Here is a 24,778-nt window from a genome sequence, read left to right as displayed (position 1 = left end):
TCGATCAGCTGGTGATGCAGGCTTCCCGTCACGCGGGCCTCCTTGAGCAGACGAATGTCGTCTCGCTCAACGAGTCCGAGAAAGTGCAGTTAACAAACCGGCTCGGCGTGGGGTGGTCCCCCGGCGGCAACTCCCCGACGACCAGACCCTGTTCCGCGATCCTTCCGATCAGTTCGACATGCCCGCGGGGATAGGGCCGGTCCACCCCGCAGGCCAGCACGGCCACGGTGGCACCGCCCGCGCCGAGCGCCCCGCGGTGCGCGGCGCCGTCCACGCCGTACGCCCCGCCGGAGACCACGACCCAGCCGCGCTCCGCGAGCCCCGCGCCGAGGTCGGCGGCCATGTGCGCGCCATACTGCGTGCAGGCCCGGGCTCCCACGACGGCCACCGACCGCACCGCCCATATCCGTAACGAGGGCCGCCCGCGCACCCAGAGCCCGATCGGCCGGGCGTCCCCGAGGTCGTCCAGCGGCAGCGGCCATTCCGCGTCCCCCGGGCACACGAACCGTGCCCCGACGTCCCGCGCCGACTCCAGGTCACACTCCGGCCGCGCCCTGGCGGCTCGCGCGCGCAGCCCTTGCCACCGCCGCGAGGTCACCCCCGCCAACCTCCCCTCCTCCTCACCGAGCCTGCGCAGCACCTCGACGGCACCGGCCTCCCGCAGCCATCTGCCCCCGACCGCGTCCCCGGGCTCAAGGACCCGCGTCAGGGCGAGCCTGGCCAGGCGCTCTTCGTCCGTCGGCGGCCCGGCGCTCACCTCGCCACGCCGATCGGCATCGGGACACCTCGCGAGATGCCCGTACGCAGTTGGAGGGCCAGGGCGACATCGTGAGCGGAGGGCCGGTCGTGCCCGGCCAGGTCCGCCACGGTCCACGCCACCCGCAGGACGCGATCGAGCCCACGGGCGGTCAGGAAGCCGCGCTCCAGGTCCAGCTCGGCCGCGTCCAGCGCTCCTGGGGCGGCGGGCCATCGGGTGCGCAGCGCGTGCCCGGGGACCTCGCTGTTGGTCCGCCAGCCGGTCCCGGTGAGCCGGGCAGCCGCTCTCTCACGCGCGGCGCGCACCCGGTCGGCGACGGTCCGCGTGGACTCCCCGGGCGTGCCGTACCCGGCGAGTTCGGACCGGGTGACGGCCTCCACCTCGACCTTCAGATCGACCCGGTCGAGCAGCGGTCCCGACAGGCGGGCCTGATAGCGCCGGACGGCGGAGGCCGGGCACTCGCAGCCGTCCCCGAGCAACGTATGCCGACCGCAGGGGCAGGGGTTGGCCGCGAGGACCATCAGGAACTTCGCGGGCAGCCGCACCACTCCCGCGCTGCGCGCGATCACCACGTGGCCCGACTCGAGCGGCTGACGCAAGGAGTCCAGGGTCTGGCTGCTGAACTCCGGCGCCTCGTCCAGAAAGAGCACTCCTCTATGAGCCAACGAAACCGCGCCCGGCCGCGCGAGGCCCTTGCCGCCGCCCACGAGCGACTGCATCGTCGCGGAGTGATGGGGCGCGCAGTACGGCGCGAGGTCGACCAGCGGCTTGCCCGGCGGGAGCATGCCCGCCACGGAGTGGACCGCCGTCACTTCCAGGGACTCCTCGCGGGTCAGCCGGGGCAGGATCGCCGGCAGCCGCTCCGCGAGCATGGTCTTGCCCGCGCCCGGTGGCCCTTGCAGGAAGAGGTGGTGCGCCCCGGCCGCGGCCACCTCCACGGCGGCCCTCGCCGCCGCCTGCCCGACGACGTCGGCCAGGTCGAGGCCGTGCGCGTCGTCCGTCGCGCCGCCGAGTCCCGTGCCCAATCCGGTCCCCGGCACGCAGAGCCCGGCCAGCAGTGGATCGGGCCGCCCCGGCTCGTCCGGCTCCTCGTGCGGCACCGGCTCGTCGGTGAGCACCGCGATGAGCTGCCGCAGGCTGCGCACCCCGAGGACCGAGATCCCCGGCACCAGCGAGGCCTCCGCGGCCGTGCACTCGGGGACGACCACCTGTTCGTACCCGGCGTCCGCGGCGGCGAGGACCGCCGGGAGTACCCCACGGACCGGGCGCACCCGTCCGTCGAGTCCCAGCTCGCCGATCATGACGATGTCGGCGAGCACCCGGGGATCGATCCGCTCGGCCGCCCCGAGCACCGCGCACGCGACGGCGAGATCGAAACCGCTGCCGCCCTTGGGGACCGACGCCGGGCTCAGCCCCACCGTGAGCTTCTTCTGGGGCCACTCCCCGCCCGAATTGACCACGGCGGCCCTGACCCGGTCCCGGCTCTCCGTCAGACTCTTGTCCGGCAGCCCCACCAGGGTGAACGCCGCCACGCCCGGCTCCAGATCGGCCTGCACCTCGACGACCACGCCCTCGACGCCGACCAGCGCCACGGAACACGTACGCGCGAATCCCATCAGGCCACCCCCCGCGCGTGCTCGACCACGGGAGCGCCGCGCCGCGGGAGCAGCACGCCGACCAGGTCGATGCGGACGCCTCCCGGCGGTGGGCCGCCGCGCTCCTCGATCCAGCGCTCCGCCAGGCGCCGCAGCCGCTCCGCCTTGAGCTGGCCCACGGCCGCCATCGGATGCTGGAACACCGCGGAGCCGACCAGGCCCGCCCTGCGCGTCTTGACCTCGCAGACGACGAGTGCCTCGCCGTCCATCGCCACGATGTCGATCTCGCCGGTCCTGCCCGCGCGCCAATTGCGCTCAAGGACCGTCATCCCCGCTTCGACCAGCCGCCGCGCGGCCAGGTCTTCGCCGTACTTGCCGAGTGCTCCCCGTGCGTTCATGTCGGCATCACCTCCGACACCCACGGTCACGGATCAGCCCGCACCTATTGGATCTTGGTGCGTTACTCACCGGTTGTGGAAAACTCCGCCACTCCGGCGAGTGAATCCCGGCAGCTCAGCAGCCCTGAGCTGCCGACAGCTCAGCCCCCCGGCAGCTCAAGATCGCTCTTGTTCAGCTCCTCGATGTTCACGTCCTTGAACGTGAGCACCCGCACCTGCTTCACGAACCGAGCAGGCCGGTACATGTCCCACACCCAGGCGTCCGCCATGGACACCTCGAAGAACACCTCACCCTGGACCGAGTGCACCTGCATCTCGTAGTCATTGGTGAGGTAGAACCGCCGCTCGGTCTCGATCACGTATTTGAACAGACCGACGACATCGCGGTACTCCCGGTAGAGCTTCAGCTCCATCTCGGTCTCGTACTTCTCGAGGTCCTCGGCGCTCATGGCATGTTCCCCTTCAGCCGTGCGTCCCCCTATTGTGCGTCAGCCCCGCGAGCCCCTACACGATTTCGGTGTCGAGGATCTCGGGCCGGTCCGGGGGCCCCTCGTCGAGCAGTCTGCGAAACAGCTCGGCGAGCCTGGTCGGGTACACCGTCTCATGAGCCCCGGTCAGTTCCCGGCACGTCCACCATCGCGCTCCGGCGACGCTGCGGCGCTCCAGCTCCGTCAGCCCCTCGGCCACGGTCGCCGTCTGTGACGTACGCGCGAGGTAGTACCACTCGTCCTGGTCCCAGCGGCGCCCGGCGAAGGGGAAGGAGCAGACCCGGCGCCACAGCACGGGACCCAGCTCGACCTCCGTGATGCCGGTCTCCTCACGCAGCTCGCGCAGGGCGGCCTGCTCCCGCGTCTCGTCGCCCTCCAGACCGCCGCCCGGCGTGAACCACCAGTCGTCCGCCGGGTCACCGGGCTCATGCCCGTGCAGCAGCAGGAGGCGGTCGTCGGGGTCGAGCAGCACCACCCGGGCGACCCTGCGCAGCGGCCGCCCCGTCGGCGACAGCGCGACCCGCGCGGCGTCCTCAGCCGACACCGGCGCCGGCCTCCCTCGCACGGCTCCTGCCGCGTCCGCGGCCCAGCAGCCTGGCCACCGGTCCGTACGCGGCGCCGCCGAGGACGAGCACCATGCCCACCACGATCGCGGTCACCACCAGCCGCAGCGGACCGGGTTCGGAGAGGCCGCCGGGCATGTCCGCGAAGCCCTCCGGGCGCTCCAGCATGCCGAACTTGTCCATGGGCCAGGCCACCGCGTCGACCCGCGCCTTCACGGCGTCGCGCGGCACCGAGCCGTGGGTCCCGTCGTTGAGGTGGACGCTGGAGTCGAGGGAGCCGCTGCGCTCGTCGCCGAGCAGGAACAGGCGGCCCTTGGGGACGGTCGTGGTGGGGATGCCGGTGGCCGCGGCGTCCTGTCCCTCGGGCAGATACGGTTCTGCGACTTCCTTGCCGTTGACGGTCAGCTTGCCGTCCTCGCAGCAGGCGATCTTGTCGCCGCCTATGCCGACCACCCGTTTGACCATCGGCAAGTCGCCCCAGGTCGACTGCTCGAAGACGACCACGTCACCGCGGCGCACCTCGTCGCCGTCGATCCGCTGTGCGAGGACCCGGTCGCCCGAGCCGATCGTCGGCGTCATCGACCCGGTGGGAACCGCGTACGGCTGGTACAGGACCGCGCCCCAGGCGAAGCCGCCGAGGAAGAGGACACAGCCGAGGGCCACGGCGATGCCCGACAGCACGCTGCCGAGCCTGCCCCGGCCCTCGTCCGTACGACGTGTCCTGCTCATCCCGGTACTCCCCCGTCTCAAAGACGACTCCGCCGCCCGTGCGTACGGACGGCGGAAGATCGGCGATCTGGGACGGCACCCTACCCGGCGGTACTGCCGCCGGTAACCCTCGCTGCGCGCGCTGCGGTCACCGTCAGGCGCCGCCTGCGCCACAGCACGATCGGCACGGCGCCGGCGAGGCCGAGGACGCCCGGCGCCGCGCTCGACAGGGCGTTGATGCCCGGCTGGTCGAACGTGTCCGGCTTGGGGAGCGTCGCCCAGCGGGTGGGCGGCCAGGCGATCACGATGGCGCGGCCCACCACGTTGTCCACGGGGACGGCGCCGCCGCCGGGCTGGTTCTGGTGGTAGCGGGAGTCCAGCGAGTTCTGCCGGTGGTCGCCCATGACCCAGATCTTGCCCTTGGGCACGGTCTTCTTGAACTGGCCGCCCTGGTCGTCGACCGTGCACGGGGTGTTGCCCGGGAAGACGTACGGCTCGTTCAGCGCCTTGCCGTTGACCTTCACCGGGCCTGTGCCCTTGCACTCCACGGTGTCGCCGCCGACGGCGATGACGCGCTTGATGAGGTCCTTCTCGTCGGCGGACGGCATCAGGCCGATCCAGCCGAGGACCCGCTGGACCGCGTTCGGGTCGGGGGTGGGCTCGCCGTCCAGCCAGTGGCCCGGGTCCCTGAAGACGACGACCTCGCCGCGCTCGGGCTCGGAGCCGAACCACGGCGTCAGCTTGTCGACGAGGACGCGGTCGCCCTGCTGGAGGGTGTTCTGCATCGAGTCCGAGGGGATCGAGAACGCCTGGACCAGGAAGGACTTGATCACCAGCGCCAGGACCAGCGCGATACCGATGAGGAGCGGCAGCTCCTTCCAGAAGGACCGCGCCTTCTTCGGCTGCTTGGCGTCCTGCTCGCTCTTCTTGGCGTCCTGCTCGCTCTTCGCCTCGTCGCCGTGCGCGGCGTCACTCCCGAGGTTCGTACCGCCCGCGGCGGCCTCGGCGCCCGGCTCGTCGGATCGCCCCGGCCGCTCCTCGGGCCCCTCGTGTCCGGATCGTGCGCCGACCGCCAAATCCCCCACATCCACTCCTCAGTCCGTGCCGCCGCCTGCCCCAGATGCGATGCAGGCCCACCACTCCCATAACGAGCGGGAGTTCCGCAGGGGTCGGGAGTCGGATCAATCCGTATCGATCGCCATGAGCCACCCTATGCGACACGCCTGTGGCGGCGTTCGACCCCGTACGCGCGTCGGGTACGGACGCGTACGTGTCCGGCTCCTCCAGCTTGCGCCAGTGGCCGAGGGGCCAGGCGATGACAAGGGCGCGCCCGACGACCTGGTCCTCGGCGATGGTGCCGGCGAACTTCTCCGTGCGGTGGAAGCGGGAGTCTGCCGAGTCGCTGCGGTGGTCGCCCATCATGAAGAGGCGTCCTTCGGGGACCTTCACCTTGAACTCGAAGGCCGAGGGCTTGTCGCCGGGGTGGATGTAGGGCTCGTCGAGCGGGGTGCCGTTGACGGTGACCTTGTCGTTCTTGTCGCAGCACTTCACGGTGTCGCCGCCGACGCCGATCACGCGCTTGATCAGGTCCCGCTCGCTGTCGGACGGCAGCAGGCCGATCTGGGTCAGGCCTTCCTTGACCTGCTTGACGACCACGGGGTCGTCCTTCTTCCTGCCCTGTTCCTCTTCGAGCCAGTTGCCGGGGTCCTTGAAGACGACGACATCGCCGCGTTCCGGCTTCGCTCCGAACCAGGGGGTGAGCTTGTCGACCAGGACCCGGTCCCCGATGCGGATCGTCTGCTCCATGGAGCCCGAGGGGATCACGAAGGCCTGCACCAGGAAGGTCTTCAGGACGAGCGCTATGAGCAGCGCCACACCTATGAGGAGGGGTATCTCCTTGATCGCCGAACGCCGCCTGCGCCGCTTGACCTTCTTCGCGAGCCTGCGCCGGTCGGCCCGGCCCGGCAGGACGGGCCCGCTGGTCGGCCGGGACCCGGTGGGCAGCCGGGTATCGGCACGGTGGCCCGCGGTGCGCGTCCGTCCGCGGCTACCCATGCGCGCCGCCCGGATCGGGCACGCGCGCGTAGCTGTCGGGTCGCTCCAGGGAGGTCCAGTGGCCGATCGGCCAGGCGATCCAGTCGGCCCGGCCGATGACCTCGTCGACGGGGATCATTCCGCCGCCGGGCTGCCCCAGGTGGTCGCGGGAGTCACGCGAGTCGCTGCGGTGGTCGCCGAGCAGGAACAGGCTGCCTTCGGGGACGACGACATCGAAGGGCACCTGGGAGGGCGTGTCCCCCGGGTACAGGTAGGGCTCGTCGACCGGCTCGCCGTTCACCTTGATGCCTCCCCCCTCGCAGCAGACCACCCGGTCTCCCCCGGTGCCCACGACCCGCTTGATGTAGTCGGCGTCTCCGAAGTAGCCGCTGCCGTCGAAGACGACCGCGTCACCCCGCTGCGGCTCGGACCCGAAACGGTACGCCAACTTGTTCACGAGTACCCGGTCCCCGACCCGGAACGCGGGCTCCATGGAGCCGCTGGGAATCTGGAAGGGCTGCACCACGAAGGCGCTGACGGCGAGCATGGCCCCCACACACAGCAGGAACGTCAGTGTGAGCCCGCCGCCCGGCAGCCGGGAGACGAGTGACATAAAAACGGAGCGCGACCGTTCCTCCGCCTCCTCGGATGCCTCGGCGACGTGCGGGACGTCGCCGGGATCGGAGGGTGGGGAGGAGCGGTCGCGCTCCGGGTGCTGTGCTTCGGTGTCCATCGGGGCCAGATGCTATCCGGCCCCGCTGTGAACCCGCGCGCCAGCTCAGTTGTCGCGCTTCTCCTTGATCTTCGCGGCCTTGCCGCGCAGGTCACGGAGGTAGTACAGCTTCGCGCGACGCACGTCACCGCGGGTGACAAGCTCGATCTTCTCGACGATCGGGGTGTGCACCGGGAAGGTGCGCTCGACGCCGACGGAGAAGGAGACCTTGCGGACCGTGAAGGTCTCGCGCACGCCGGCACCCTGGCGGCGGATGACTACGCCCTTGAACTGCTGCACACGGGAGCGGTTGCCCTCGATGACGCGGACGTGGACGTTGACGGTGTCACCCGGGCGGAACGCCGGGATGTCGCTGCGCAGCGACGCGCTGTCGACGGAGTCGAGCAGGTTAGCCATGATGGTCTGCTTTCTTCGCTGATGCCACAGGTCATCAGCGGTACGTGATGATGAGGATTCGGTAGCTGATCGCGTCGGGCGGGCGTCTGGACCATCCCCCGCGAACGCGGGGTGCGAGCTTCGGTCGATCCCCCTGTGGCAGGGGCGCACGCTGGACGTACAGCAGCGGCCTATTCTTCCACGGCCTCGGGGCTCCGCCCAAATCGGCCGTCGGGCCCCGGCCGCCACCCCAGGATCGAGAGCATCTCGCGGTCCTTCTTGTCGAAGGCCTTGGGGTCGCAGCGCTCGATGAGGTCGGGCCTGTTGCGGGTGGTGCGGCGCAGCGCCTCGTCCCGCCGCCAGCGCGCGATCTTGCCGTGGTGGCCGCTGAGCAGGACGTCCGGGATGCCGTGACCGCGCCACTGGGGAGGCTTTGTGTAGACGGGGCCTTCGAGGAGGTTGGCCATGGCGCCGGGCGCGAAGGAGTCGTCCTGGTGGGACTCGGCGTTGCCGAGGACACCGGGGAGGAGCCTGGCGACCGCCTCCGTGATGACCAGGACGGCCGCTTCCCCGCCCGCGAGGACGTAGTCGCCGATGGACACCTCGTAGACGGGCATACGGGTCGCGTACTCGTCCATGACGCGCCGGTCGATGCCCTCGTAGCGCGCGGGCGTGAAGACCAGCCAGGGGCGCTCGGACAGCTCCACGGCGAGTTCCTGGGTGAAGGGGCGCCCGCTGGGCGTGGGGACGACCAGGACGGGGCCGTGGGCCCCGGACTCGTACCCCTCGGCGAGCACGTCGTCGAGGGCCGCGCCCCAGGGGTCGGTCTTCATGACCATGCCGGGGCCGCCGCCGTAGGGGGTGTCGTCGACCGTGTTGTGACGGTCGTACGTCCACTCCCTGAGGTCGTGCACGTTCACGTCGAGCTGCCCACGCGCGCGTGCCTTGCCCACGAGGGAGACGTTCAGGGGGTCCAGGTACTCGGGGAAGATCGTGACGACGTCGAGCCGCATTACGCCTTGTCCTCCGCGGCCGACTCGCTCCCGGAGTCCGGTCCGCTGTCCGGGGCCGCCTCGGCGTCCCGCGTGGAGGCGATCTCGGCGCGGTCGTCGATGAGCCCGGGCGGCGGGTCGATGACGGCCTTCTGCTCCTCCAGGTCGATCTCGACGACGATCTCCTCGACGAAGGGGATCATCACCTCGCTGCCGTCGGGGCGTTCCACGATGAAGAGGTCCTGCGAGGGCAGGTGCGAAATCTCGGTGATCCGGCCCACCTCCTCGCCGTCCTTGGTGACGACGTCGAGGTCCATGAGCTGGTGGTCGTAGTACTCGTCCTCTTCCTCGGGCAGCTCCTCCGGGTCCACCTCGGCGATCAGGAGCGTGTTGCGCAGCGCCTCGGCGCCCGTGCGGTCGCGCACGCCTTCGAAGCGCAGCAGGAGGCGGCCGCTGTGCACCCGGCCGGTCTCGATGGTCAGCGGGCCGATGGCGGCGGGTTCGGTCGCGAGGACGGCGCCGGGGCCGAGCCGCAGCTCCGGCTCGTCGGTGCGGACCTCGACGGTGACCTCTCCCTTGATGCCGTGGGCACGGCCGATGCGGGCGACTACCAACTGCACTGCGTTTCTCCTCGTTCAACGACTACGGGCCGGGGAAGGCCCTGAGGCCTTCCCCGGCCCGAGCCGGTGCTGCTGTGGTTCCAGCGGAACCCGGTTCAGCGAACCTGGTCCACGTCGACGAGGTCGACGCGGACACCGCGGCCGCCGATGGCGCCCACGACGGTCCGCAGAGCGCGCGCGGTGCGGCCGTTACGGCCGATCACCTTGCCGAGGTCGTCCGGGTGGACCCGGACCTCCAGGACGCGCCCACGGCGCAGGTTGCGCGAGGCCACCTGCACGTCGTCGGGGTTGTCGACGATGCCCTTCACGAGGTGCTCGAGAGCCTCCTCGAGCATGCTCAGGCCTCGGTCGACTCGGTGGACGCAGCCGCGTCAGCAGCCTCGTCCGCCTTCTTGTCCGCCTTCTTGGCCTTCTGGGTGATGGCCTCGCCCTTGGCGTCGTCGCCCTCAAGACCCTTGGTGAAGGCCTCGAACGCGGCGCGCTTGTCCTTGGGCTCGGCAACCTTCAGCGGCGCCGGGGCCGGCAGGCCCTTGTGCTTCTGCCAGTCGCCGGTGAGCTTGAGGATCGCCATGACCGGCTCGGTCGGCTGGGCGCCGACGGACAGCCAGTACTGGGCACGCTCCGAGTTGACCTCGATGCGCGAGGGGTTCTGCACCGGGTGGTACAGGCCGATCTCCTCGATGGCCCGGCCGTCACGGCGGGTACGGGAGTCGGCGACGACGATGCGGTAGTGAGGCGAACGGATCTTGCCCAGACGCTTCAGCTTGATCTTGACTGCCACGGGAGTGGTGTCTCCTGGTCTTGACGTGGGTGGGCACAACGGGATGCCGCGTGGGGTTGCGGTACTCGAGTGCCCGATGGACGCGTCAGCCGGAGGAGAGAGGGGTCCTATGCGACTGTCGAGTACAGCTAGCCATTGTGCCATACGTCGCCGGGGCACCCGCACCCGGTCCGGGCGCCCCGGCCCTGCTCAGCCCACGCCCGCGCCGATCGCTTCCGGGATGCGGAAGGGCTTGCCGCAGCCGCCGCACATGATGGGGGCCTGGGCGAGCACGGAGGGGACGACGCGGACGTTGCGCCCGCAGTCGCAGACCGCCTTTACGCGTACGCCGCCTCCGGAGGAGCCGTGCCGGGCGGCCGGGCCCCGGAAGCTGCGGGCGGTGTCCGTGGTCGTCGCCGCGGTGTGCGCCTTCAGGGCACGCTGCAAGCGCTCGATCGTCGGGCGGTACCGCCTCTTGGCCTCGGGGTTGAGTGTGACCAGGGAGAAGCCGCTGCTCGGATGTGGCTCCTCGGGATGGTCCAGGCCCAGCTCCTCGGCGATCGCGAGGAACCGCCGGTTGTGATACCGGCCGGCGCGTGAGGTGTCGCGTACGCCGCGCGAGGCGGCGATGCCATGGACTGCCTCGTGAAGCAGTCGCTCGAAGGAGAGCTCGGCGCCACAGGCGGACGACGACTCTCCGATCAGGGATTCGGGCGCGGCGAGATCGGGCAGCTCGGAGTGGTGCCGCTGAATGTCGGCCCACGCCTGTGCCAGCTCTGCGGCGAGAACAGGTGGTGTCGTGCTCACGTCGTGACAACGAGCCGGGCGCCTCGGGGGTTCCATTCCGGGGCATCCCAAATAATTTGCACGTACCCGTCAGTTGCCGTTGATGCGTCCGGACGAGGGCGGGTGCGCTGATCTGCGGAGAAGCCTCACAGCTCGCATCAAGCCGGTACGTAGTGGCGCGTACGCCCCGGCGCGTAGGCAAAGCCCTCACGCCGGGTCTCGCAGGGACGTTACCCGGGGTCGCATCGGCACCGGGCACCGGCCCGCCTTCTTCGGCCTTCTTCGTTCGGCCTTCGTTCGGCGGGGACGCACACGGCGGTGACGTACGCGGCGGGGCGCACAAGCATTGGGCGACAACCCCTGGACGCCACGACGGATGCGGAGTTCTCTGGCATACGGGGGGGAGTGCGAGCGCACTGCACGGGGGCGGACGAACCGTTGACTACCGGCACGGCTATAACTCTCGGCGGATTGGGGCGCTTTCGATGACACCAACACTCGCGCAGTCGCACCTCCCGCACGCGGGCCGGGCGCCCCGTGTGGACCTGGGTGCACGCGCGCGTGACTGGGCGGAGATCCAGGAACGGATGCTGGTCCCGCTCTATGAAGCGGTGTACGAACGGCTCGACGTGGGCAATGGCACCCGGCTGCTCGGTCTCGGCTGCGGATCCGGACTCGCCCTGCTGATGGCGGTGGCCCGGGGCGCCGCGGTCACCGGTGTCGACGCCTCGGCACCCGAACGGCTGGCTCTCGCGCGGGACCGGCTGTTGCCGGACGCGGCCGCCGAGGCACGCGCGCGTGCCGAGCCGCGGCTCGTGGAGGGCGGCCCCGGAGAGGCGGCGGGGCCGGGCGTGCCCGCGTACAACCTCGTCACCGCGTTCCAGCCGATCGGTTGCACGGCGGGCGACTCCGAAGGGCTCTCCAGCCTCTTGGAGGCGGCGGCCCCGCTCGCCGGTCATGGCGCGGCGGTGGTGCTCGCCGGATGGGGTCCTCCGGAGCGCTGCGCCACGTCCACGGTCCTGAGGGTGGCGACCAAGTTGGCCGATCCCCTGCGCAGTGCGGGCAGTTGGCGCCCGGCCTCGCGGGACGACCTGGAGGAGGTGGCCCACCGGGCGGGCCTCAGGCCGGACGGCTCGGGGCGGGTCGCGTGCCCCTTCGGGTACGCGGACGTGGAGAGCGCGGTCCGGGGGCTGCTCTCGACGGGCCTGTTCGACGCGGCGGTGGGGGCGACGGACAAGGTGCAGGTCGACAAGGAGCTGACGGAGGCGCTGCATCCGCATCGGCGCCGGGACGGGACGGTGTGGATGCCGAACGTCTTCCGGTACTTGATCGCGCGTACGCCCTGAGCCACGGCTCGACACTCGTACGCGTCGGGCGAGGCGTACGCGTCGGCCCGAGACGCATCCGTCGATCGGCGGCTAGCCGCTCTTGGTCGTCCGGACGACGCCGGCGACCCGGTATGCCTCCGCTTCCTCCAGGGTCTCGTTCTCCAGGAGCGCGGCGGCGAGCGCGTCGAGCTGTCCGCGGTGGTCGCGCAGTTGGCGGCAGGCGTTCTCGTAGCACTCGTCGACGATCCGCCGCATCTCGCCGTCGATCGTGTCGAGCGTCTGGGGGGCGGCGGAGAGGCCGTAGGCCTGCTGGGCGTCGCTCGGGAGCGCGGACAGGCGCCCCACGAGTTCGCTCATGCCCCAGCGGCCGACCATGCCGCGGGCGATGTTGGTGACCTGCTCCAGGTCGTTCTCGGCGCCGGTGGTGATGACTCCGTAGACGACGTGTTCGGCGGCCATGCCTCCCAGGGCGCCGATGATGCGACCCCGGAGGTACTCCTCCGTGTAGGCGTACTTGTCGGAGTCCGGGGTCGACAGCGTGACGCCGAGGGCGCGGCCGCGCGGCACGATGGTGATCTTGCGGACCGGGTCGGCGCCGGGCTGCAACATGCCGAGCAGTGCGTGCCCGCTCTCGTGGTACGCCGTCCGCCGACGCTCCTCCTCCGGCATGACCAGCGGCCGCTCGGCGCCCAGCTGGACCTTCTCCATGGCTTCGGAGAGGTCGGACTGCGTGACGGTCCGCTGCTTGCGCTTGACGGCGAGGAGGGCCGCTTCGTTGGCGAGATTGGCCAGTTCCGCGCCGGTCATCCCCGGGGTCGTACGGGCGACCTGGGCGAGGTCGACGTCGTCGGCCAGCGGGATGGCCCTCGTATGGATCCTGAGGATGGCCTCGCGTCCGCCGCGATCCGGGGGCGAGACGTTGACGACGCGGTCGAAGCGGCCGGGCCGGGTGAGGGCGGGGTCGAGGACGTCGGCGCGGTTGGTGGCGGCGAGGACGATGACGCCTTCCGCGCCCGAGAAGCCGTCCATCTCGGTGAGGATCTGGTTCAGCGTCTGCTCGCGCTCGTCGTGGCCGCCCATGCCGCTGCCGCCGCCCCGCGCGCGTCCGATGGTGTCGATCTCGTCGATGAAGATGATCGAGGGCGCCACCTTGCGGGCCTCGGCGAAGAGTTCCCGTACGCGCGAGGCGCCCACGCCGACGATCATCTCGATGAACCCGGAGGCGGAGGCCGAGAAGAAGGGCACGCCCGCCTCACCCGCGACGGCGCGGGCGAGCAGGGTCTTGCCGGTGCCGGGCGGGCCCGCGAGCAGCACGCCGCGCGGCATCTTGGCGCCCATCGCGCGGTAGGCGTCGGGGTTCTTGAGGAAGTCGACGACGTCGTTCAGCTCGCCCTCGACCTCGTCGATGCCCGCCACGTCCTCGAACGTGGTCCGCTTCGCGCCGGGCTCCAGCTCGACCGGTTTGGGGGGCGTCTTGCGCCCCAGCATGCCGCCACCGCCGCCCATCCCTGAGGCCATGCGCCGGGCGATGAAGATCCACAGCGCCACCAGGAGCAGCATCGGGGCGAGCGAGATCAGCAGGTTGGACAGGAAGCTGCGCTCCTGCACCACAGGCTCGGCGGTGACGGTGACGTCGTGCTTGGTCAGGTCGTCCCAGAGCTTGTCGTCGGCGAAGGCGGGCCGCTGGGTGGTGAACTTGGTGTACTTGCCCTTCTCGTCACCCGGCTTCTCCCGCTCCTTCTTGAGCTGCCCCTGGATCGCGTCGCCCTTGGAGTAGATCTTCGAGACGTTGCCGGAGTCGACCTGTTTGCTGAACTCGGTGTACGAGATGGTCGGCTCGTCCCCGTCGTTGAAGAAGGACAGCACGAGATTGGCGATGAGGTAGACGATCAGAGCCGTCAGGACGAGCCCGCCCCAGCCGCCCGGCATCTTCTTCTTGGGCGGGGGCGTGGGGGCGGGCGGAGGTGCGCCCTCGGAGCGCCACGGCTGATCCGGCGCCTGGCGTGGCGGCACAGGGTTGCTCATATCCGGACGTTACGACACAAAACAGACCTCGGCACTCGCGCTGTCGGCGCCTCCGGGGGGCCGGAAAACGCCTGGGGCGCCCCTCCGTAGAGGGACGCCCCAGGCTTCGTACGAGGTGGAACTCGCGCGGCGGGCGCGCTCAGCCCATGAACTTCTTGAACTCGTCGGGCAGCTCGAAGTTCTGCCCGGCCTGCCCGCCCGGAAGGCCGAAGGCGCCGCCGTCCTGACCGGCCTGCTCGCGGCGCGTGGCCGCCTCCAGCTCCTCCTGCTTGCGCTTCATGGGGTTGCCGGAGCGCCGCTTGCCCTTGGCCTGCTTCTGCTTCTTCTTCTGCTTGCCGGCGCCGCCACCCATGCCCGGCAGTCCGGGCATACCCGGCATGCCGCCGCCCTGGGCCATGCGGGACATCATCTTCCGCGCCTCGAAGAACCGCTCGACAAGGCTCTTCACGGCGCTGACCTCGACACCGGAGCCCTTGGCGATACGGGCGCGGCGCGAGCCGTTGATGATCGTCGGCTCCTGGCGCTCGGCCGGGGTCATCGACTTGATGATGGCGGCGGTGCGGTCGACGTCCCGCTCGTCGATGTTGTTGATCTGGTCCTTGATCTGCCCCATGCCGGGCATCATCCCGAGCAGCTTGCTGATGCTGCCCATCTTCCTGACCTGCTCCATCTGGGCCAGGAAGTCGTCGAGCGTGAAGTCCTTGCCCTTGCTGCTCGCCAGCTTGGAGGCCATCTTCTCGGCCTCTTGCTGGGAGAAGGTCTGCTCGGCCTTCTCGATGAGCGTGAGCATGTCGCCCATGCCGAGGATGCGGGACGCCATGCGGTCCGGGTGGAACGCGTCGAAGTCGTCCAGCTTCTCGCCGTTCGAGGCGAACATGATCTGGCGGCCGGTGACCTGCGCGATCGACAGCGCGGCACCACCGCGGGCGTCACCGTCGAGCTTGGAGAGCACCACGCCGTCGAAGCCGACGCCGTCGCGGAAGGCCTCGGCGGTGTTGACCGCGTCCTGGCCGATCATGGCGTCGACGACGAACAGGACCTCGTCCGGGCTGACCGCGTCGCGGATGTCCGCGGCCTGCTGCATCAGCTCCTGGTCGATGCCGAGGCGGCCTGCGGTGTCGACGATGACCACGTCGTACTGCTTGGTCTTGGCGAACTCGATGGAGTCCTTGGCGACCTGCACCGGGTCGCCCACGCCGTTGCCCGGCTGGGGGGCGTAGACGCCGACGCCGGCGCGCTCGGCGACGACGCTCAGCTGGTTGACGGCGTTGGGGCGCTGGAGGTCACAGGCCACCAGGAGCGGGGAGTGGCCCTGCCCCTTCAGCCAGAGACCGAGCTTTCCGGCGAGGGTCGTCTTACCGGCACCCTGGAGACCGGCGAGCATGATGACGGTCGGCGCGGTCTTCGCGAAGCGCAGGCGGCGGGTCTCGCCGCCGAGGATGCCGATCAGCTCCTCGTTGACGATCTTGATGACCTGCTGGGCGGGGTTCAGCGCCTGGGAGACCTCGGCGCCGGCCGCGCGCTCCTTGATCTTCTTGATGAAGGCGCGTACGACGGGCAGGGCGACGTCCGCCTCGAGCAGGGCGATGCGGATCTCGCGCGCCGTGGCGTCGATGTCCGCCTCGGACAGGCGGCCCTTGCCCCGGAGGTTCTTGAATGTCGCTGCGAGGCGGTCGGAGAGAGTATCGAACACGGCGGTCGCGAATCCTCGTAGTTGGGGGCGGGCTGACAGGTCGCCTTCCAGAGTATCTGGCGTGCGGTGGTGCCAGGGGCTCTGGGCGGTTCTTCCCTCACTGACCCTCGCTCGGCCCTCGCACCCCGTCCCCCAGCCGCCTCTCGGGAACGAACGGGCCCACCGGCCGAGGCACCCCGCCGGCCGGGCAGGGCGCCCCGGTCGGCTACTGCTTCCCCGCCAGCTCCCGCAAAGCCCCCTCCACCCCCCGAGCGACCTCCGCGGCCCGCTCCCCCGGCAGCGGGCCCCCGTCCGCGCCCGTCACATAGAAGGCGTCGACCGCGTTCGCCCCCAGCGTCGAGACGTGGGCGCTGCGCACCGTCACTCCCGCCGCCTCCAGCGCCCGCCCGATCCGGTGCAGCAGGCCCGGCGCGTCCTGGGACCTGACCTCGATGACCGTCGCGAGCCGTGAGCCCGCCGACGCCACCGTCACGCGGGGAGGCGGCGCCACGGTCCCCCGCCGCCGGGGGTAGGCGGCGTCCCGTTCCCGCAGCCGCCCCTCGATGTCCAGCGTCCCGTCCAGCGCCCGCACCAGGTCGGCCCGCAACCGCGCGGCCTGCGGCAAGGACCCGTACTCCGCCGCGACCCGCCAGTCGAGCAGCAGCACCGATCCCCCGCCGGCGCCCTCGACCCCGGACGGCAGCGCGACCTCCCGCAGCTCGGCCGTCCGTACCGCCAGCCGGTGCGTGGCGAGGACTCCGGCCACGGCCGACAGCACCCCGGGCTGCTCCGGTACGGCGATGAGCAGCTCCACACCGAGCGGCTCGGGCGCCTTCGGCGACTCGGCGGGCCCCGCGACTCCCTCCGCCCGCGTCCGCAACGCCAGCACCGGCCCGCCCGTACGGAACGCCTCGATCGCGAGCCGCTCCTGCTCGGCCGTGGGCGCCGCCCCCTCGGCGGAGGCGTCGCCCGGCTCGCCGCCCGACAGCACCGCCGCCACCCGTTTCACCAGGTCGGCGACGAGCGCGGCCCGCCACGCGGACCAGGCCGCGGGCCCGGTGGCGAGCGCGTCCGCCTCGGTGAGGGCGTGCAGCAGTTCGAGCGTGCCCACGGACCCGACCGCCTCGGCGACCCGCTGGACCGTCGCCGGGTCGTCGAGGTCGCGCCGCGTCGCGGTCTCGACCAGCAAGAGGTGGTGGCGTACGAGACAGGCGACGACGGCCACGTCTCCCGCGTCGAAGCCCACCCGCGCCGCCACATCGCGCGCGATGATCTCGCCGGCCGCGGAGTGGTCCCCGGGCCAGCCCTTCCCGATGTCGTGCAGCAGCGCGGCCACCAGGAGCAGGTCGGGCCGCCCCACACGCCGCGTCAGTTCGGCGGCCCGTACCGCCGTCTCGACCAGATGCCGGTCGACGGTCCACGTGTGGACGGCGTTGCGCTGCGGCCTGCACCGCACCCGCTCCCAGTCGGGCAGCAGCCGCGTGATGAGGCCCTCCGCCTCCAGCGCCTCCCACACCTCGACGGTCGGCCGCCCCGCGCCGAGCAGCGTCACCAACTGCTCGCGCGCCTCGGCGGGCCACGGCGTGGGCAGGGGCCTCACGGACGCGGCGAGCCGCCGCACGGCGTGCAGCGACAGCGGGAGTCCGGCCTGCGCGGCGGCCGCGGCGGCCCGCAGCGGCAGGACGGGGTCCCGCTCGGGGCGGGCGGTACGGGCGAGCACGACCTCCCCGTCGTGCTCCACGACCCCCTCGGCCAGCGGCGACCGCTCGGCGACCGCCCCCCGGCCGCCCAGCATGGCCCGCAGCCGCGGCCGCACGGACCGGGCCCGCAGCACGCGTCCGACCTCGCGCCAGGTGACGTCACTGGCGTAGGAGACGACGCGGGCGGACTCGTACACCTGTCGCAGCAGGGTGTCCGCGTCCAGCAGGCCGAGCGCGGCGGCGACCTGGTCCTGTTCCTGGAGGGCGAGCCGGTCGGTGGCCCGCCCGGTGGCGAGGTGCAGCGCGTCGCGCACGTCGAGCAGCCGCCGCCGGGCGTCGGCGAGGCCCTCGCGCGGCGCGTCGGCGAGCCAGGAGGCGGCGACGGCCCGCAACGCCGTGGCGTCGCGCAATCCGCCCCTGGCCTCTTTCAGGTCGGGTTCGAGGAGGTGGCCCAACTCGCCGTGGCGTACGGCCCTTTCCTCGCACAGCTCGCGCAGTTCGGGCAGCCGCTTCGGGGCCTGGTTGCGCCAGTCGGCGAGCACGGCGGTGCGCAGTCCGGCGGTCAGCCCCAGGTCCCCGGCGATATGCCGCGCGTCGAGCAGCCCGAGGTGCACCTTGAGGTCCTCGCCCGCGGTCTTGCGCGCCTGTGACGGCGTACGCACGGAGTGGTCGAGGGCGAGCCCGAGGTCCCAGACGGGGTACCAGAGCCGGTCGGCGAGGGCGGCCACGTCGGCGGCGTCCGCGTTCCCGTCGTGCAGCAGGAGCAGGTCGAGGTCGCTGCGCGGTGACAGCTCCCCGCGCCCGTACCCGCCCACGGCGACGAGCGCTACCCCCCGCGGCACGCTCTCGGAGCCCGCCTGGAAGAGCCCGGCCAGCCAGTCGTCCGTCAGGCCGGAGAGGGCCGAACGGCGCGGCGGCCCGGACCGCGACTCCTCGTGGAGGAGCCGCAGCCGGGCCGCCGCGTAGCCGCTGGGTCCGGAGTCTTCCGCTTCCGTCTCGGTTCGTACGTCCACACTCGTCACCCAGCAGCTCCTGTTCAGTCCCGCTCAGTTCCGCTCAGTTGCGCGTCCGGTCGGCCGGGTCACAGCGCGTCGGGGCCGCGCTCGCCGGTCCGCACCCGGATGGCCGTCTCGACCGGCACGCTCCAGACCTTGCCGTCGCCGATCTTGCCGGTCCGGGCGGCCTTGACCACGACCTCCAGGACCTGGTCGGCGTCGTCGTCCTCGACGAGGACCTCGATACGGATCTTCGGTACGAGGTCCACGGTGTACTCGGCACCTCGGTAGACCTCGGTGTGTCCGCGCTGGCGGCCGTAGCCGCTGGCCTCGGTGACGGTCAGCCCCTGGACGCCGAAGGCCTGGAGCGCCTCCTTGATCTCGTCGAGCCGGTGCGGCTTGACCACCGCGGTGATGAGCTTCATGCGTCCACCTTCTTGTTCTGCTGGGTCTGGGCCGGGGCCGCGGCACGGTCCGCGACCGGGGCGGGGACCGCCGTCGTGCGCGGGGCGGTGCCGCCGCCCGCGCCGCTGAAGTCGTAGGCCGTCTCGGCGTGTTCGACCTGGTCGATGCCCGCGACCTCGTCATCCTCGCCGACCCGCATCCCGATCGTCCTGTCGATCAGGAGGGCGAGGACCGCGGAGGCGATCAGGGAGTACGCGAGGACGGCGCCGACACCGGCGAGCTGCTTCCACAACTGTTCGAGGCCGCCGCCGTAGAACAGGCCCTGGGCCTTCGACTGACCGCCGCCCGTGGCGAAGAAGCCGACGAGGATCGAGCCGGCGACTCCGCCGACCAGGTGGACGCCGACGACGTCGAGGGAGTCGTCGAAGCCGAAGCGGAACTTGAGCCCGACGGCCATGGCGCACAGCAGACCGGCGATCGCGCCGATGGCGATGGCGCCGAGCGGCGAGCAGGAGCCACCGGCCGGGGTGATCGCGACGAGACCGGCGACCGCGCCGGAGGCCGCGCCCAGCGTGGTGAAGGCGCCGTGCCGGATCTTCTCGTAGAGGAGCCAGGCCAGCATGGCCGCGGCGGTGGCGACCTGCGTGTTGACGAACATGAGCGCGCCGACGCCGTCGTCGTTGCCCAGCCACGAACCGGCGTTGAATCCGAACCAGCCGAACCACAGCAGGGCCGCGCCGAGCATCACGAGCGGCAGCGAGTGGGGCCGCATCGGGTCCTTCTTGAAGCCGACGCGCTTGCCGATGACGAGGATGACGCCGAGCGCCGCGGCACCGGCATTGATGTGCACGGCCGTGCCGCCCGCGAAGTCGATGACGCCCAGCTCGAAGGCCCAGCCGCCGGTGCCCCACACCCAGTGCGCGACGGGGAAGTACACGATCGTGGCCCACAGGGCGACGAAGAGCGCCCAGGCCGTGAACTTCACGCGGTCCGCGAGGGCGCCGCTGATCAGGGCGGGCGTGATGATCGCGAACATCAGCTGGAAGACGGCGAAGACGTAGACCGGGATGGTGTAGCCGTCCCAGAGCTGGTTGACGCCGAGGCCGCTGAGCCCGACGTAGTCGCTCTCCCAGCCGAAGAGGCTGCCGTGGTCGGTGCCGAACGCGATGGAGAAGCCGTACAGCACCCAGAGGATGGTGACGATCCCCAGGCTGATGAAGCTCATCATCAGCATGTTCAGGGTGCTCTTGACGCGGACCATGCCTCCGTAGAAGAAGGCGAGTCCCGGTGTCATGAGCATCACCAGGGCGGAACAGATGAGCATGAACCCGGTGTTCGCGGCAGACAGCTCGGGGGCGTCTGCGGCGATCGTGATGCCTGGGGGCATCGGCGTCTCCTCGTCGTCGTATGCGGCCCGTGCGGGCGAAGCCTGTGCGGTACCGAGGGGGCCCGTGCTCCTGGGGAGGCCGGGGCTGTGGGCCGGTTATGCGCCAAGAGATTGGCGCAGCGCCGTTTCGGCGGGCGCCCCTCGGTGTTTCACCGCAGTGACGAAGAGGGCGTGCGTGTTACGCGTCCATGAACTGCCGGGTCACGGGGGGCGCGATTTCCTACCCTGCCCACGGCATGCGAACCGGCCGCGGCGGCCATCCGGCTGACTGGCGTAGGGGGAGCCGAGTCGGGCTGTTCGGGATGGTCCGCCGCGGCCGGGGCCGGGTGGGCCGGTCTCAGACCGCTTCCGCGGTCTCCGGCATCTCGATGGCGAGGCGTTCGGTGAGCTGGACGACCTCGGAGACGTCCCCGAAGTCGCGTACGGCGGTGTCGACGGTCTTGCGGAGCCGGGTGTTGACCCGCTCGGAGCGGACCTTCTTGGCGATGTCGAGGGCCTGCCCGGCGAGGACGGTGCTCTGCTCGGGCTCGCGCTGGAGCAGGTGGACGGTGGCCTTGCCGATGAGGTTCAGGGCGTACGAACGCTGGTGCTCGGCGTCCGCCTCGAACAGTTCGACGGCGCGGTCCATGACGGGCTCGGCGAGCGAGGCGTAGGTGGGGCTGCGGCCCGCCACGTAGGCCAGGTCGCGGTAGGAGTGGGCGTTCTCGCCGTTCAGCTCGGCCTCGGAGAAGAAGCGGATCCAGTCCGGCTCGGGCTCGTCGAACTCCTCGGCGTCGGCGAAGGTGTCCTCGGCCATCCGCACGGCCCGCTTGCACTTGCCGGGCTGGCCCATGCTGGCGTACGCGCGGGCCTCCATCGCATACAGCATCGCCTGGGTGCGGGGGCTGGCGCAGTCACGGCTGCCGTACTGCGCGAGGTGGATCAGTTCGAGCGCGTCGTCCGGGCGGCCCAGGTGGATCATCTGGCGGCTCATGCTGGAGAGGATGTACGACCCGAGGGGCTTCTCGCCTGCTTCCTTCGCGGCGTGCAGGGCCAGGACGAAGTACTTCTGGGCGGTCGGTTGCAGGCCCACGTCGTAGCTCATCCAGCCGGCCAGCTCGGCCAGCTCGCCCGCGACCTTGAACAGGCGCCGGGCGGTGGCTTCGGGCTGGGGCTCCTGCAACAGGTCCGTCACCTCGTGCAGCTGGCCTACGACGGCCTTGCGGCGGAGCCCGCCCCCGCACTGGGCGTCCCACTGGCGGAACATCACCGTGGTGGACTCCAGGAGGTCCAGCTCCGGCTTGGACAGGCGCGCCGGGCGGCGCATCGCGGCCGCGTCGGGCTCCTCGCGGGGCGTGGACGGCGAGGGCACGAGCCAGCGCTGCATGGGCTCGATGAGGGCGGGGCCCGCGGAGAGCGCGAGTGAGGTGCCGAGGAAGCCGCGGCGGGCCAGCATCAGGTCGCTGCGGGAGAACTCGCTGATGAGCGCGACGGTCTGCGGACCGGTCCAGGGCAGGTCGACGCCGGAGGACGCGGGGGTGCGGTGGGCGGCGCGCAGGCCGAGGTCCTCGACGGCGACGACGCAGCCGAACCGCTCGGAGAACAGCTCGGACAGGATGCGCGGGATCGGCTCGCGGGGGTTCTCGCCGTCCAGCCAGCGGCGCACCCGCGAGGTGTCCGTGGAGATGTGGAGGGCGCCCAACTGCCGCGCCCTGCGGTTCACTTGGCGGGCCAGCTCGCCCTTGGACCAGCCGCTGCGCACGAACCACGACGTGAGCATCTCATTGGGGCGCTTCTCAGCGTTCGTACCGCTTCCGCCATTGCCGCCCACTGGAACGCCCCCATCCGTCATGACACCTGCGCGCCGTCCACGCCGTGCGCTTTCTCCATGTCAAGCCCTAACAGAATGCCGCCTCCGGCGGCCGCCCGTTCGGAGAATGTCACCCCTCGAACAGGGAACCGACTTGCCTCCGGCATACCCGCGGGTGGTCGAAATCCCGGGGTCGTGTACTGAAAGTAATCCTACGATCACCCCTCTCGCGAGGGCGATCCCGGAAACGCCACCATTCGCCACCCCTTCGAATGAACTCCCGCTCCACCGCACGCGATTGACTTGACACGGGACGGCCGAAAGGGGCGGAACGGAGCACGCCGGGGCGCACATCACCGGGCGCACCACCCGTGAATCCTCCAAGCGCCGCCTCAAGAGCAGAGGGTCACGTTCCGATTCCCTCACGTAACCGCGGCACGCTCGACCCGTTGGAGGGGGCATGGGCTTCACGATCGGCGGCACCCGGGGGAACGACAAGCTCCGGACCGGATCACGGCGGCGCGGCCGCCCGTCGGACTGTACGGCGGTGGCGGAGTACACCGGCCTGTGGGGCTGGGACGCGGTGCCCGGCGCCCGCGCCCTGGACGGCGCCTGCTCCTGCGGCGCCACGGACTGCGACGCCCCCGGCGCGCACCCGCTCGGCTTCGCCCCGGAGGTCCCGGCCGGGGCCACGCTCGACGAAGTGGCGGCCGCCTGGGCCGAGTTCCCCGGTGCGGCCGTGCTGCTGCCGGTGGGCCGGGCCTTCGACGTGATCGAGGTGGCCGAGACGGCGGGGCGGCGCGCGCTGGTCCGTCTGGAGCGGATGGGGCTGCCGCTCGGCCCGGTGACGGTCACGCCCGACGGCCGGGCGCAGTTCTTAGTCGCTCCCGGCGCCGCGACCGAACTCCCCCGGCTGCTCTACCGCATGGGCTGGGACGACGCCGCCCTCGACCTGCACGGCCTGGGCCCCGGCGACCACATCACGGCGCCGCCGTCCGACCGCGGCGGCCTCGGCCCGGTCCGCTGGCTGCGCTCCCCCGCGCTCGACTCGGCGACGACCCCGCCCCAGGCGCGGCTCCTGCTCGGGACGCTGGCGTACGTGGCACACCGCTCCCCGGCGTAGACCGGAGGGCCCCCTCGCAGTGCGCCATACGAGGAGGCCCTGATGTTGCGCCCCGAAGGGGCGCGGGGAACGGCGCGACCAGCCACGACGCACCCGCAGAGACACAGGCCGGCTACAGCCGACGCACCGCACCTGACTCCCGGCGGGCCTACTCGCCGATCAGCGCGTCCACGAACGCCTCGGGCTCGAACGGCGCCAGGTCGTCCGCGCCCTCGCCGAGGCCCACGAGCTTGACCGGCACGCCCAGTTCGCGCTGGACGGCGACGACGATGCCGCCCTTGGCGGTGCCGTCGAGCTTGGTGAGGACGATGCCGGTGATGTCGACGACCTCGGCGAAGACCCGCGCCTGCACCAGGCCGTTCTGCCCGGTCGTGGCGTCCAGGACGAGCAGCACCTCGTCCAGCGGGGCGTGCTTCTCGACGACGCGCTTGACCTTGCCCAGCTCGTCCATCAGGCCCGTCTTGGTGTGCAGGCGGCCCGCGGTGTCGATGAGCACGACGTCCGCGCCCTCGGCGATGCCCTCCTTGACGGCGTCGAAGGCGATCGAGGCGGGGTCGCCGCCCTCGGGGCCGCGGACCGTGCGGGCACCGACGCGCTCGCCCCAGGTCTGCAACTGGTCGGCGGCGGCGGCACGGAAGGTGTCGGCGGCGCCGAGGACGACGGAGCGGCCGTCGGCGACGAGGACGCGCGCGAGCTTGCCGGTGGTGGTGGTCTTGCCGGTGCCGTTGACCCCGACGACCATCACGATGCCCGGGGTCTCCAGGCCCGACTCGGTCTTCACGGTGCGGTCGAAGTCCGTGCCCGCGCCCGTGCCGAGCAGCGCGATGAGTTCCTCGCGCAGCAGCGTGCGCAGCTCGTCCGGCGTGCGGGTGCCGAGCACGCGTACGCGCTCGCGCAGCCGCTCCACCAGCTCCTGGGTGGGCGCGACGCCGACGTCAGCGGTCAGCAGTGTGTCCTCGATCTCCTCCCAGGTGTCCTCGTCGAGGTGCTCGCGGGACAGCAGCGTGAGCAGTCCCTTGCCGAGCGCGTTCTGCGAGCGGGAGAGCCGGGCGCGCAGCCGGACCAGGCGGCCGGCGGTGGGCTCAGGGGTCTCGATCTCCGGCGCGGCCGGTTCCTCGACGACCGGTTCCTCGACGACCACCGGGGCCGACGCCGAGGGCTCGACGAGCGGGAGTTTCACCTCCTCGATCGTGCGGCGCGGTTCGTCGCGCGGCGTCTCGGCCTCGTCGCCGACCTGCGGTTCGGCGGAAGGGGCGGTGATGGTGGGCGTGCTGGACGGGGCCTGCGGGGGCAGCTGCTTCTTCTTGCGGCTGCCGACCACGAGCCCGCCGAGCGCGCCGATCACGACCACGGCGATGACTACAGCAAGGATGACGATTTCCATAACCCACCCAGTATCCGCCATGGCCCCGCGAGAGGCCCAGCTTGTGTCTTCCTCCAAAGAACATATGCCCCTAGAAGCCACTACTCGGATTAAAGTACGATGGATGTCCCCGCATCAACGCGCGTAGAGTCCATCGCGATTACCCCCACCGACGGATCGCG

23 protein-coding genes and 1 pseudogene are annotated in these 24,778 nt (G+C 71.5%); 2 read left to right on the top strand and 22 right to left on the bottom strand.

The annotated features are described in order from the left end of the window. Positions 1–91: 91 nt before the first annotated feature. The 15 genes and pseudogenes from IG54_RS43005 to IG54_RS0123005 all read right to left on the bottom strand — a co-directional run. Positions 92–757: pseudogene (locus tag IG54_RS43005) on the bottom strand (DNA-processing protein DprA); the annotation flags it as partial. Further along, entirely contained in the window at positions 754–2,373 is a 1,620-nt protein-coding gene (locus IG54_RS0123070; protein ID WP_030787613.1) for a YifB family Mg chelatase-like AAA ATPase, read from the bottom strand. The gene IG54_RS0123070 and the pseudogene IG54_RS43005, both read right to left, overlap by 4 nt. Beyond that, positions 2,373–2,750, bottom strand: a complete 378-nt coding sequence (locus IG54_RS0123065; RefSeq protein ID WP_030787610.1) for a YraN family protein — start codon at positions 2,748–2,750, stop codon at positions 2,373–2,375. Before IG54_RS0123065 ends, IG54_RS0123070 begins: the two co-directional genes overlap by 1 nt. Positions 2,751–2,890: 140 nt before the next feature. Beyond that, the gene (locus IG54_RS0123060; RefSeq protein WP_003965949.1) at positions 2,891–3,199 is read right to left on the bottom strand and encodes a DUF2469 domain-containing protein; all 309 of its coding nucleotides are present in this window, start codon (positions 3,197–3,199) and stop codon (positions 2,891–2,893) included. 55 nt (positions 3,200–3,254) lie between these two features. Beyond that, the gene (locus IG54_RS0123055; protein ID WP_037897579.1) at positions 3,255–3,782 is read right to left on the bottom strand and encodes an NUDIX hydrolase; all 528 of its coding nucleotides are present in this window, start codon (positions 3,780–3,782) and stop codon (positions 3,255–3,257) included. Further along, positions 3,772–4,530, bottom strand: a complete 759-nt coding sequence (lepB, locus tag IG54_RS0123050; RefSeq protein WP_030787604.1) for a signal peptidase I — start codon at positions 4,528–4,530, stop codon at positions 3,772–3,774. The genes IG54_RS0123055 and lepB (IG54_RS0123050) overlap by 11 nt, the downstream gene beginning before the upstream one ends. 80 nt (positions 4,531–4,610) lie before the next feature. Continuing rightward, complete coding sequence (gene lepB, locus IG54_RS0123045; RefSeq protein WP_199809575.1) at positions 4,611–5,594, bottom strand: signal peptidase I; 984 nt, start codon at positions 5,592–5,594, stop codon at positions 4,611–4,613. Further along, positions 5,479–6,564 (bottom strand): signal peptidase I, encoded by a 1,086-nt coding sequence (gene lepB / locus IG54_RS0123040; RefSeq protein WP_030787599.1) that lies wholly within the window; start codon positions 6,562–6,564, stop codon positions 5,479–5,481. Before lepB (IG54_RS0123040) ends, lepB (IG54_RS0123045) begins: the two co-directional genes overlap by 116 nt. Further along, a complete protein-coding gene (gene lepB / locus IG54_RS0123035) occupies positions 6,557–7,276 on the bottom strand; it encodes a signal peptidase I (RefSeq protein ID WP_030787597.1) in 720 nt (239 codons plus the stop codon). Before lepB (IG54_RS0123035) ends, lepB (IG54_RS0123040) begins: the two co-directional genes overlap by 8 nt. 45 nt (positions 7,277–7,321) lie before the next feature. Continuing rightward, positions 7,322–7,672 carry a 50S ribosomal protein L19 gene (rplS, locus tag IG54_RS0123030; protein WP_030787595.1) on the bottom strand — a complete coding sequence of 117 codons (351 nt, stop codon included), beginning with the start codon at positions 7,670–7,672 and terminating at the stop codon, positions 7,322–7,324. A 170-nt stretch (positions 7,673–7,842) separates the two neighbouring features. After that, entirely contained in the window at positions 7,843–8,664 is an 822-nt protein-coding gene (trmD, locus tag IG54_RS0123025) for a tRNA (guanosine(37)-N1)-methyltransferase TrmD (protein WP_030787591.1), read from the bottom strand. Beyond that, positions 8,664–9,263, bottom strand: a complete 600-nt coding sequence (gene rimM / locus IG54_RS0123020) for a ribosome maturation factor RimM (protein ID WP_030787587.1) — start codon at positions 9,261–9,263, stop codon at positions 8,664–8,666. Before rimM ends, trmD begins: the two co-directional genes overlap by 1 nt. A gap of 95 nt (positions 9,264–9,358) precedes the next feature. Next, positions 9,359–9,598 (bottom strand): RNA-binding protein, encoded by a 240-nt coding sequence (locus IG54_RS0123015; protein WP_014176063.1) that lies wholly within the window; start codon positions 9,596–9,598, stop codon positions 9,359–9,361. A gap of 2 nt (positions 9,599–9,600) precedes the next feature. Then, positions 9,601–10,044, bottom strand: coding sequence for a 30S ribosomal protein S16 (gene rpsP / locus IG54_RS0123010; RefSeq protein ID WP_030787581.1), 444 nt, complete (start codon positions 10,042–10,044; stop codon positions 9,601–9,603). A 189-nt stretch (positions 10,045–10,233) separates the two neighbouring features. Continuing rightward, positions 10,234–10,830, bottom strand: a complete 597-nt coding sequence (locus tag IG54_RS0123005) for a hypothetical protein (protein ID WP_030787579.1) — start codon at positions 10,828–10,830, stop codon at positions 10,234–10,236. Positions 10,831–11,294: 464 nt separating this feature from the next. On the opposite strand from IG54_RS0123005, the gene IG54_RS0123000 reads away from it, so the two are divergent. After that, positions 11,295–12,155 carry an SAM-dependent methyltransferase gene (locus IG54_RS0123000; RefSeq protein WP_078594386.1) on the top strand — a complete coding sequence of 287 codons (861 nt, stop codon included), beginning with the start codon at positions 11,295–11,297 and terminating at the stop codon, positions 12,153–12,155. A 72-nt stretch (positions 12,156–12,227) separates the two neighbouring features. On the opposite strand, the gene ftsH is transcribed toward IG54_RS0123000, so the two are convergent. The 6 genes from ftsH to IG54_RS0122970 form a co-directional block, all read right to left on the bottom strand. Next, positions 12,228–14,162 (bottom strand): ATP-dependent zinc metalloprotease FtsH, encoded by a 1,935-nt coding sequence (ftsH, locus tag IG54_RS0122995; protein WP_030787576.1) that lies wholly within the window; start codon positions 14,160–14,162, stop codon positions 12,228–12,230. 139 nt (positions 14,163–14,301) lie between these two features. Continuing rightward, entirely contained in the window at positions 14,302–15,855 is a 1,554-nt protein-coding gene (gene ffh / locus IG54_RS0122990) for a signal recognition particle protein (protein WP_030787574.1), read from the bottom strand. 205 nt (positions 15,856–16,060) lie between these two features. Beyond that, a complete protein-coding gene (locus tag IG54_RS0122985) occupies positions 16,061–18,556 on the bottom strand; it encodes a [protein-PII] uridylyltransferase (protein ID WP_030787572.1) in 2,496 nt (831 codons plus the stop codon). 59 nt (positions 18,557–18,615) lie between these two features. Further along, positions 18,616–18,954 (bottom strand): P-II family nitrogen regulator, encoded by a 339-nt coding sequence (locus IG54_RS0122980; RefSeq protein WP_030787569.1) that lies wholly within the window; start codon positions 18,952–18,954, stop codon positions 18,616–18,618. Next, entirely contained in the window at positions 18,951–20,321 is a 1,371-nt protein-coding gene (locus IG54_RS0122975) for an ammonium transporter (protein ID WP_030787566.1), read from the bottom strand. Before IG54_RS0122975 ends, IG54_RS0122980 begins: the two co-directional genes overlap by 4 nt. Positions 20,322–20,658: 337 nt before the next feature. After that, positions 20,659–22,131: a hypothetical protein gene (locus IG54_RS0122970; protein WP_030787563.1), complete on the bottom strand. Its 1,473-nt coding sequence runs from the start codon at positions 22,129–22,131 to the stop codon at positions 20,659–20,661. Positions 22,132–22,570: 439 nt separating this feature from the next. Between IG54_RS0122970 and IG54_RS0122965 the strand changes: the two genes are divergently transcribed. Beyond that, a complete protein-coding gene (locus IG54_RS0122965; RefSeq protein WP_030787560.1) occupies positions 22,571–23,233 on the top strand; it encodes a bifunctional DNA primase/polymerase in 663 nt (220 codons plus the stop codon). A gap of 148 nt (positions 23,234–23,381) precedes the next feature. Here the strand turns inward: IG54_RS0122965 and ftsY are convergent, their stop codons facing one another. After that, a complete protein-coding gene (ftsY, locus tag IG54_RS0122960) occupies positions 23,382–24,617 on the bottom strand; it encodes a signal recognition particle-docking protein FtsY (RefSeq protein ID WP_030787557.1) in 1,236 nt (411 codons plus the stop codon). Between the last annotated feature and the right edge of the window lie 161 nt (positions 24,618–24,778).

The organism is Streptomyces sp. NRRL S-920 (assembly GCF_000717945.1).
In the GTDB taxonomy this organism is placed as follows: domain Bacteria; phylum Actinomycetota; class Actinomycetes; order Streptomycetales; family Streptomycetaceae; genus Streptomyces; species Streptomyces alboniger.
Note: the sequence above shows the minus strand (reverse complement) of the source record. Positions and strands in the feature narration are given on the sequence as shown.

Bases quoted from the DNA above. Each gene is read 5' to 3' on its own strand.
- IG54_RS0123070 (WP_030787613.1), bottom strand. From the start codon at position 2,373: ATGGGATTCGCGCGTACGTGTTCCGTGGCGCTGGTCGGCGTCGAGGGC.
- IG54_RS0123065 (WP_030787610.1), bottom strand. From the start codon at position 2,750: ATGAACGCACGGGGAGCACTCGGCAAGTACGGCGAAGACCTGGCCGCG.
- IG54_RS0123060 (WP_003965949.1), bottom strand. From the start codon at position 3,199: ATGAGCGCCGAGGACCTCGAGAAGTACGAGACCGAGATGGAGCTGAAG.
- lepB (WP_030787604.1), bottom strand. From the start codon at position 4,530: ATGAGCAGGACACGTCGTACGGACGAGGGCCGGGGCAGGCTCGGCAGC.
- lepB (WP_030787599.1), bottom strand. From the start codon at position 6,564: ATGGGTAGCCGCGGACGGACGCGCACCGCGGGCCACCGTGCCGATACC.
- lepB (WP_030787597.1), bottom strand. From the start codon at position 7,276: ATGGACACCGAAGCACAGCACCCGGAGCGCGACCGCTCCTCCCCACCC.
- rplS (WP_030787595.1), bottom strand. From the start codon at position 7,672: ATGGCTAACCTGCTCGACTCCGTCGACAGCGCGTCGCTGCGCAGCGAC.
- trmD (WP_030787591.1), bottom strand. From the start codon at position 8,664: ATGCGGCTCGACGTCGTCACGATCTTCCCCGAGTACCTGGACCCCCTG.
- IG54_RS0123015 (WP_014176063.1), bottom strand. From the start codon at position 9,598: ATGCTCGAGGAGGCTCTCGAGCACCTCGTGAAGGGCATCGTCGACAAC.
- IG54_RS0123000 (WP_078594386.1), top strand. From the start codon at position 11,295: ATGACACCAACACTCGCGCAGTCGCACCTCCCGCACGCGGGCCGGGCG.
- ftsH (WP_030787576.1), bottom strand. From the start codon at position 14,162: ATGAGCAACCCTGTGCCGCCACGCCAGGCGCCGGATCAGCCGTGGCGC.
- IG54_RS0122980 (WP_030787569.1), bottom strand. From the start codon at position 18,954: ATGAAGCTCATCACCGCGGTGGTCAAGCCGCACCGGCTCGACGAGATC.
- IG54_RS0122975 (WP_030787566.1), bottom strand. From the start codon at position 20,321: ATGCCCCCAGGCATCACGATCGCCGCAGACGCCCCCGAGCTGTCTGCC.
- IG54_RS0122965 (WP_030787560.1), top strand. From the start codon at position 22,571: ATGGGCTTCACGATCGGCGGCACCCGGGGGAACGACAAGCTCCGGACC.
- ftsY (WP_030787557.1), bottom strand. From the start codon at position 24,617: ATGGAAATCGTCATCCTTGCTGTAGTCATCGCCGTGGTCGTGATCGGC.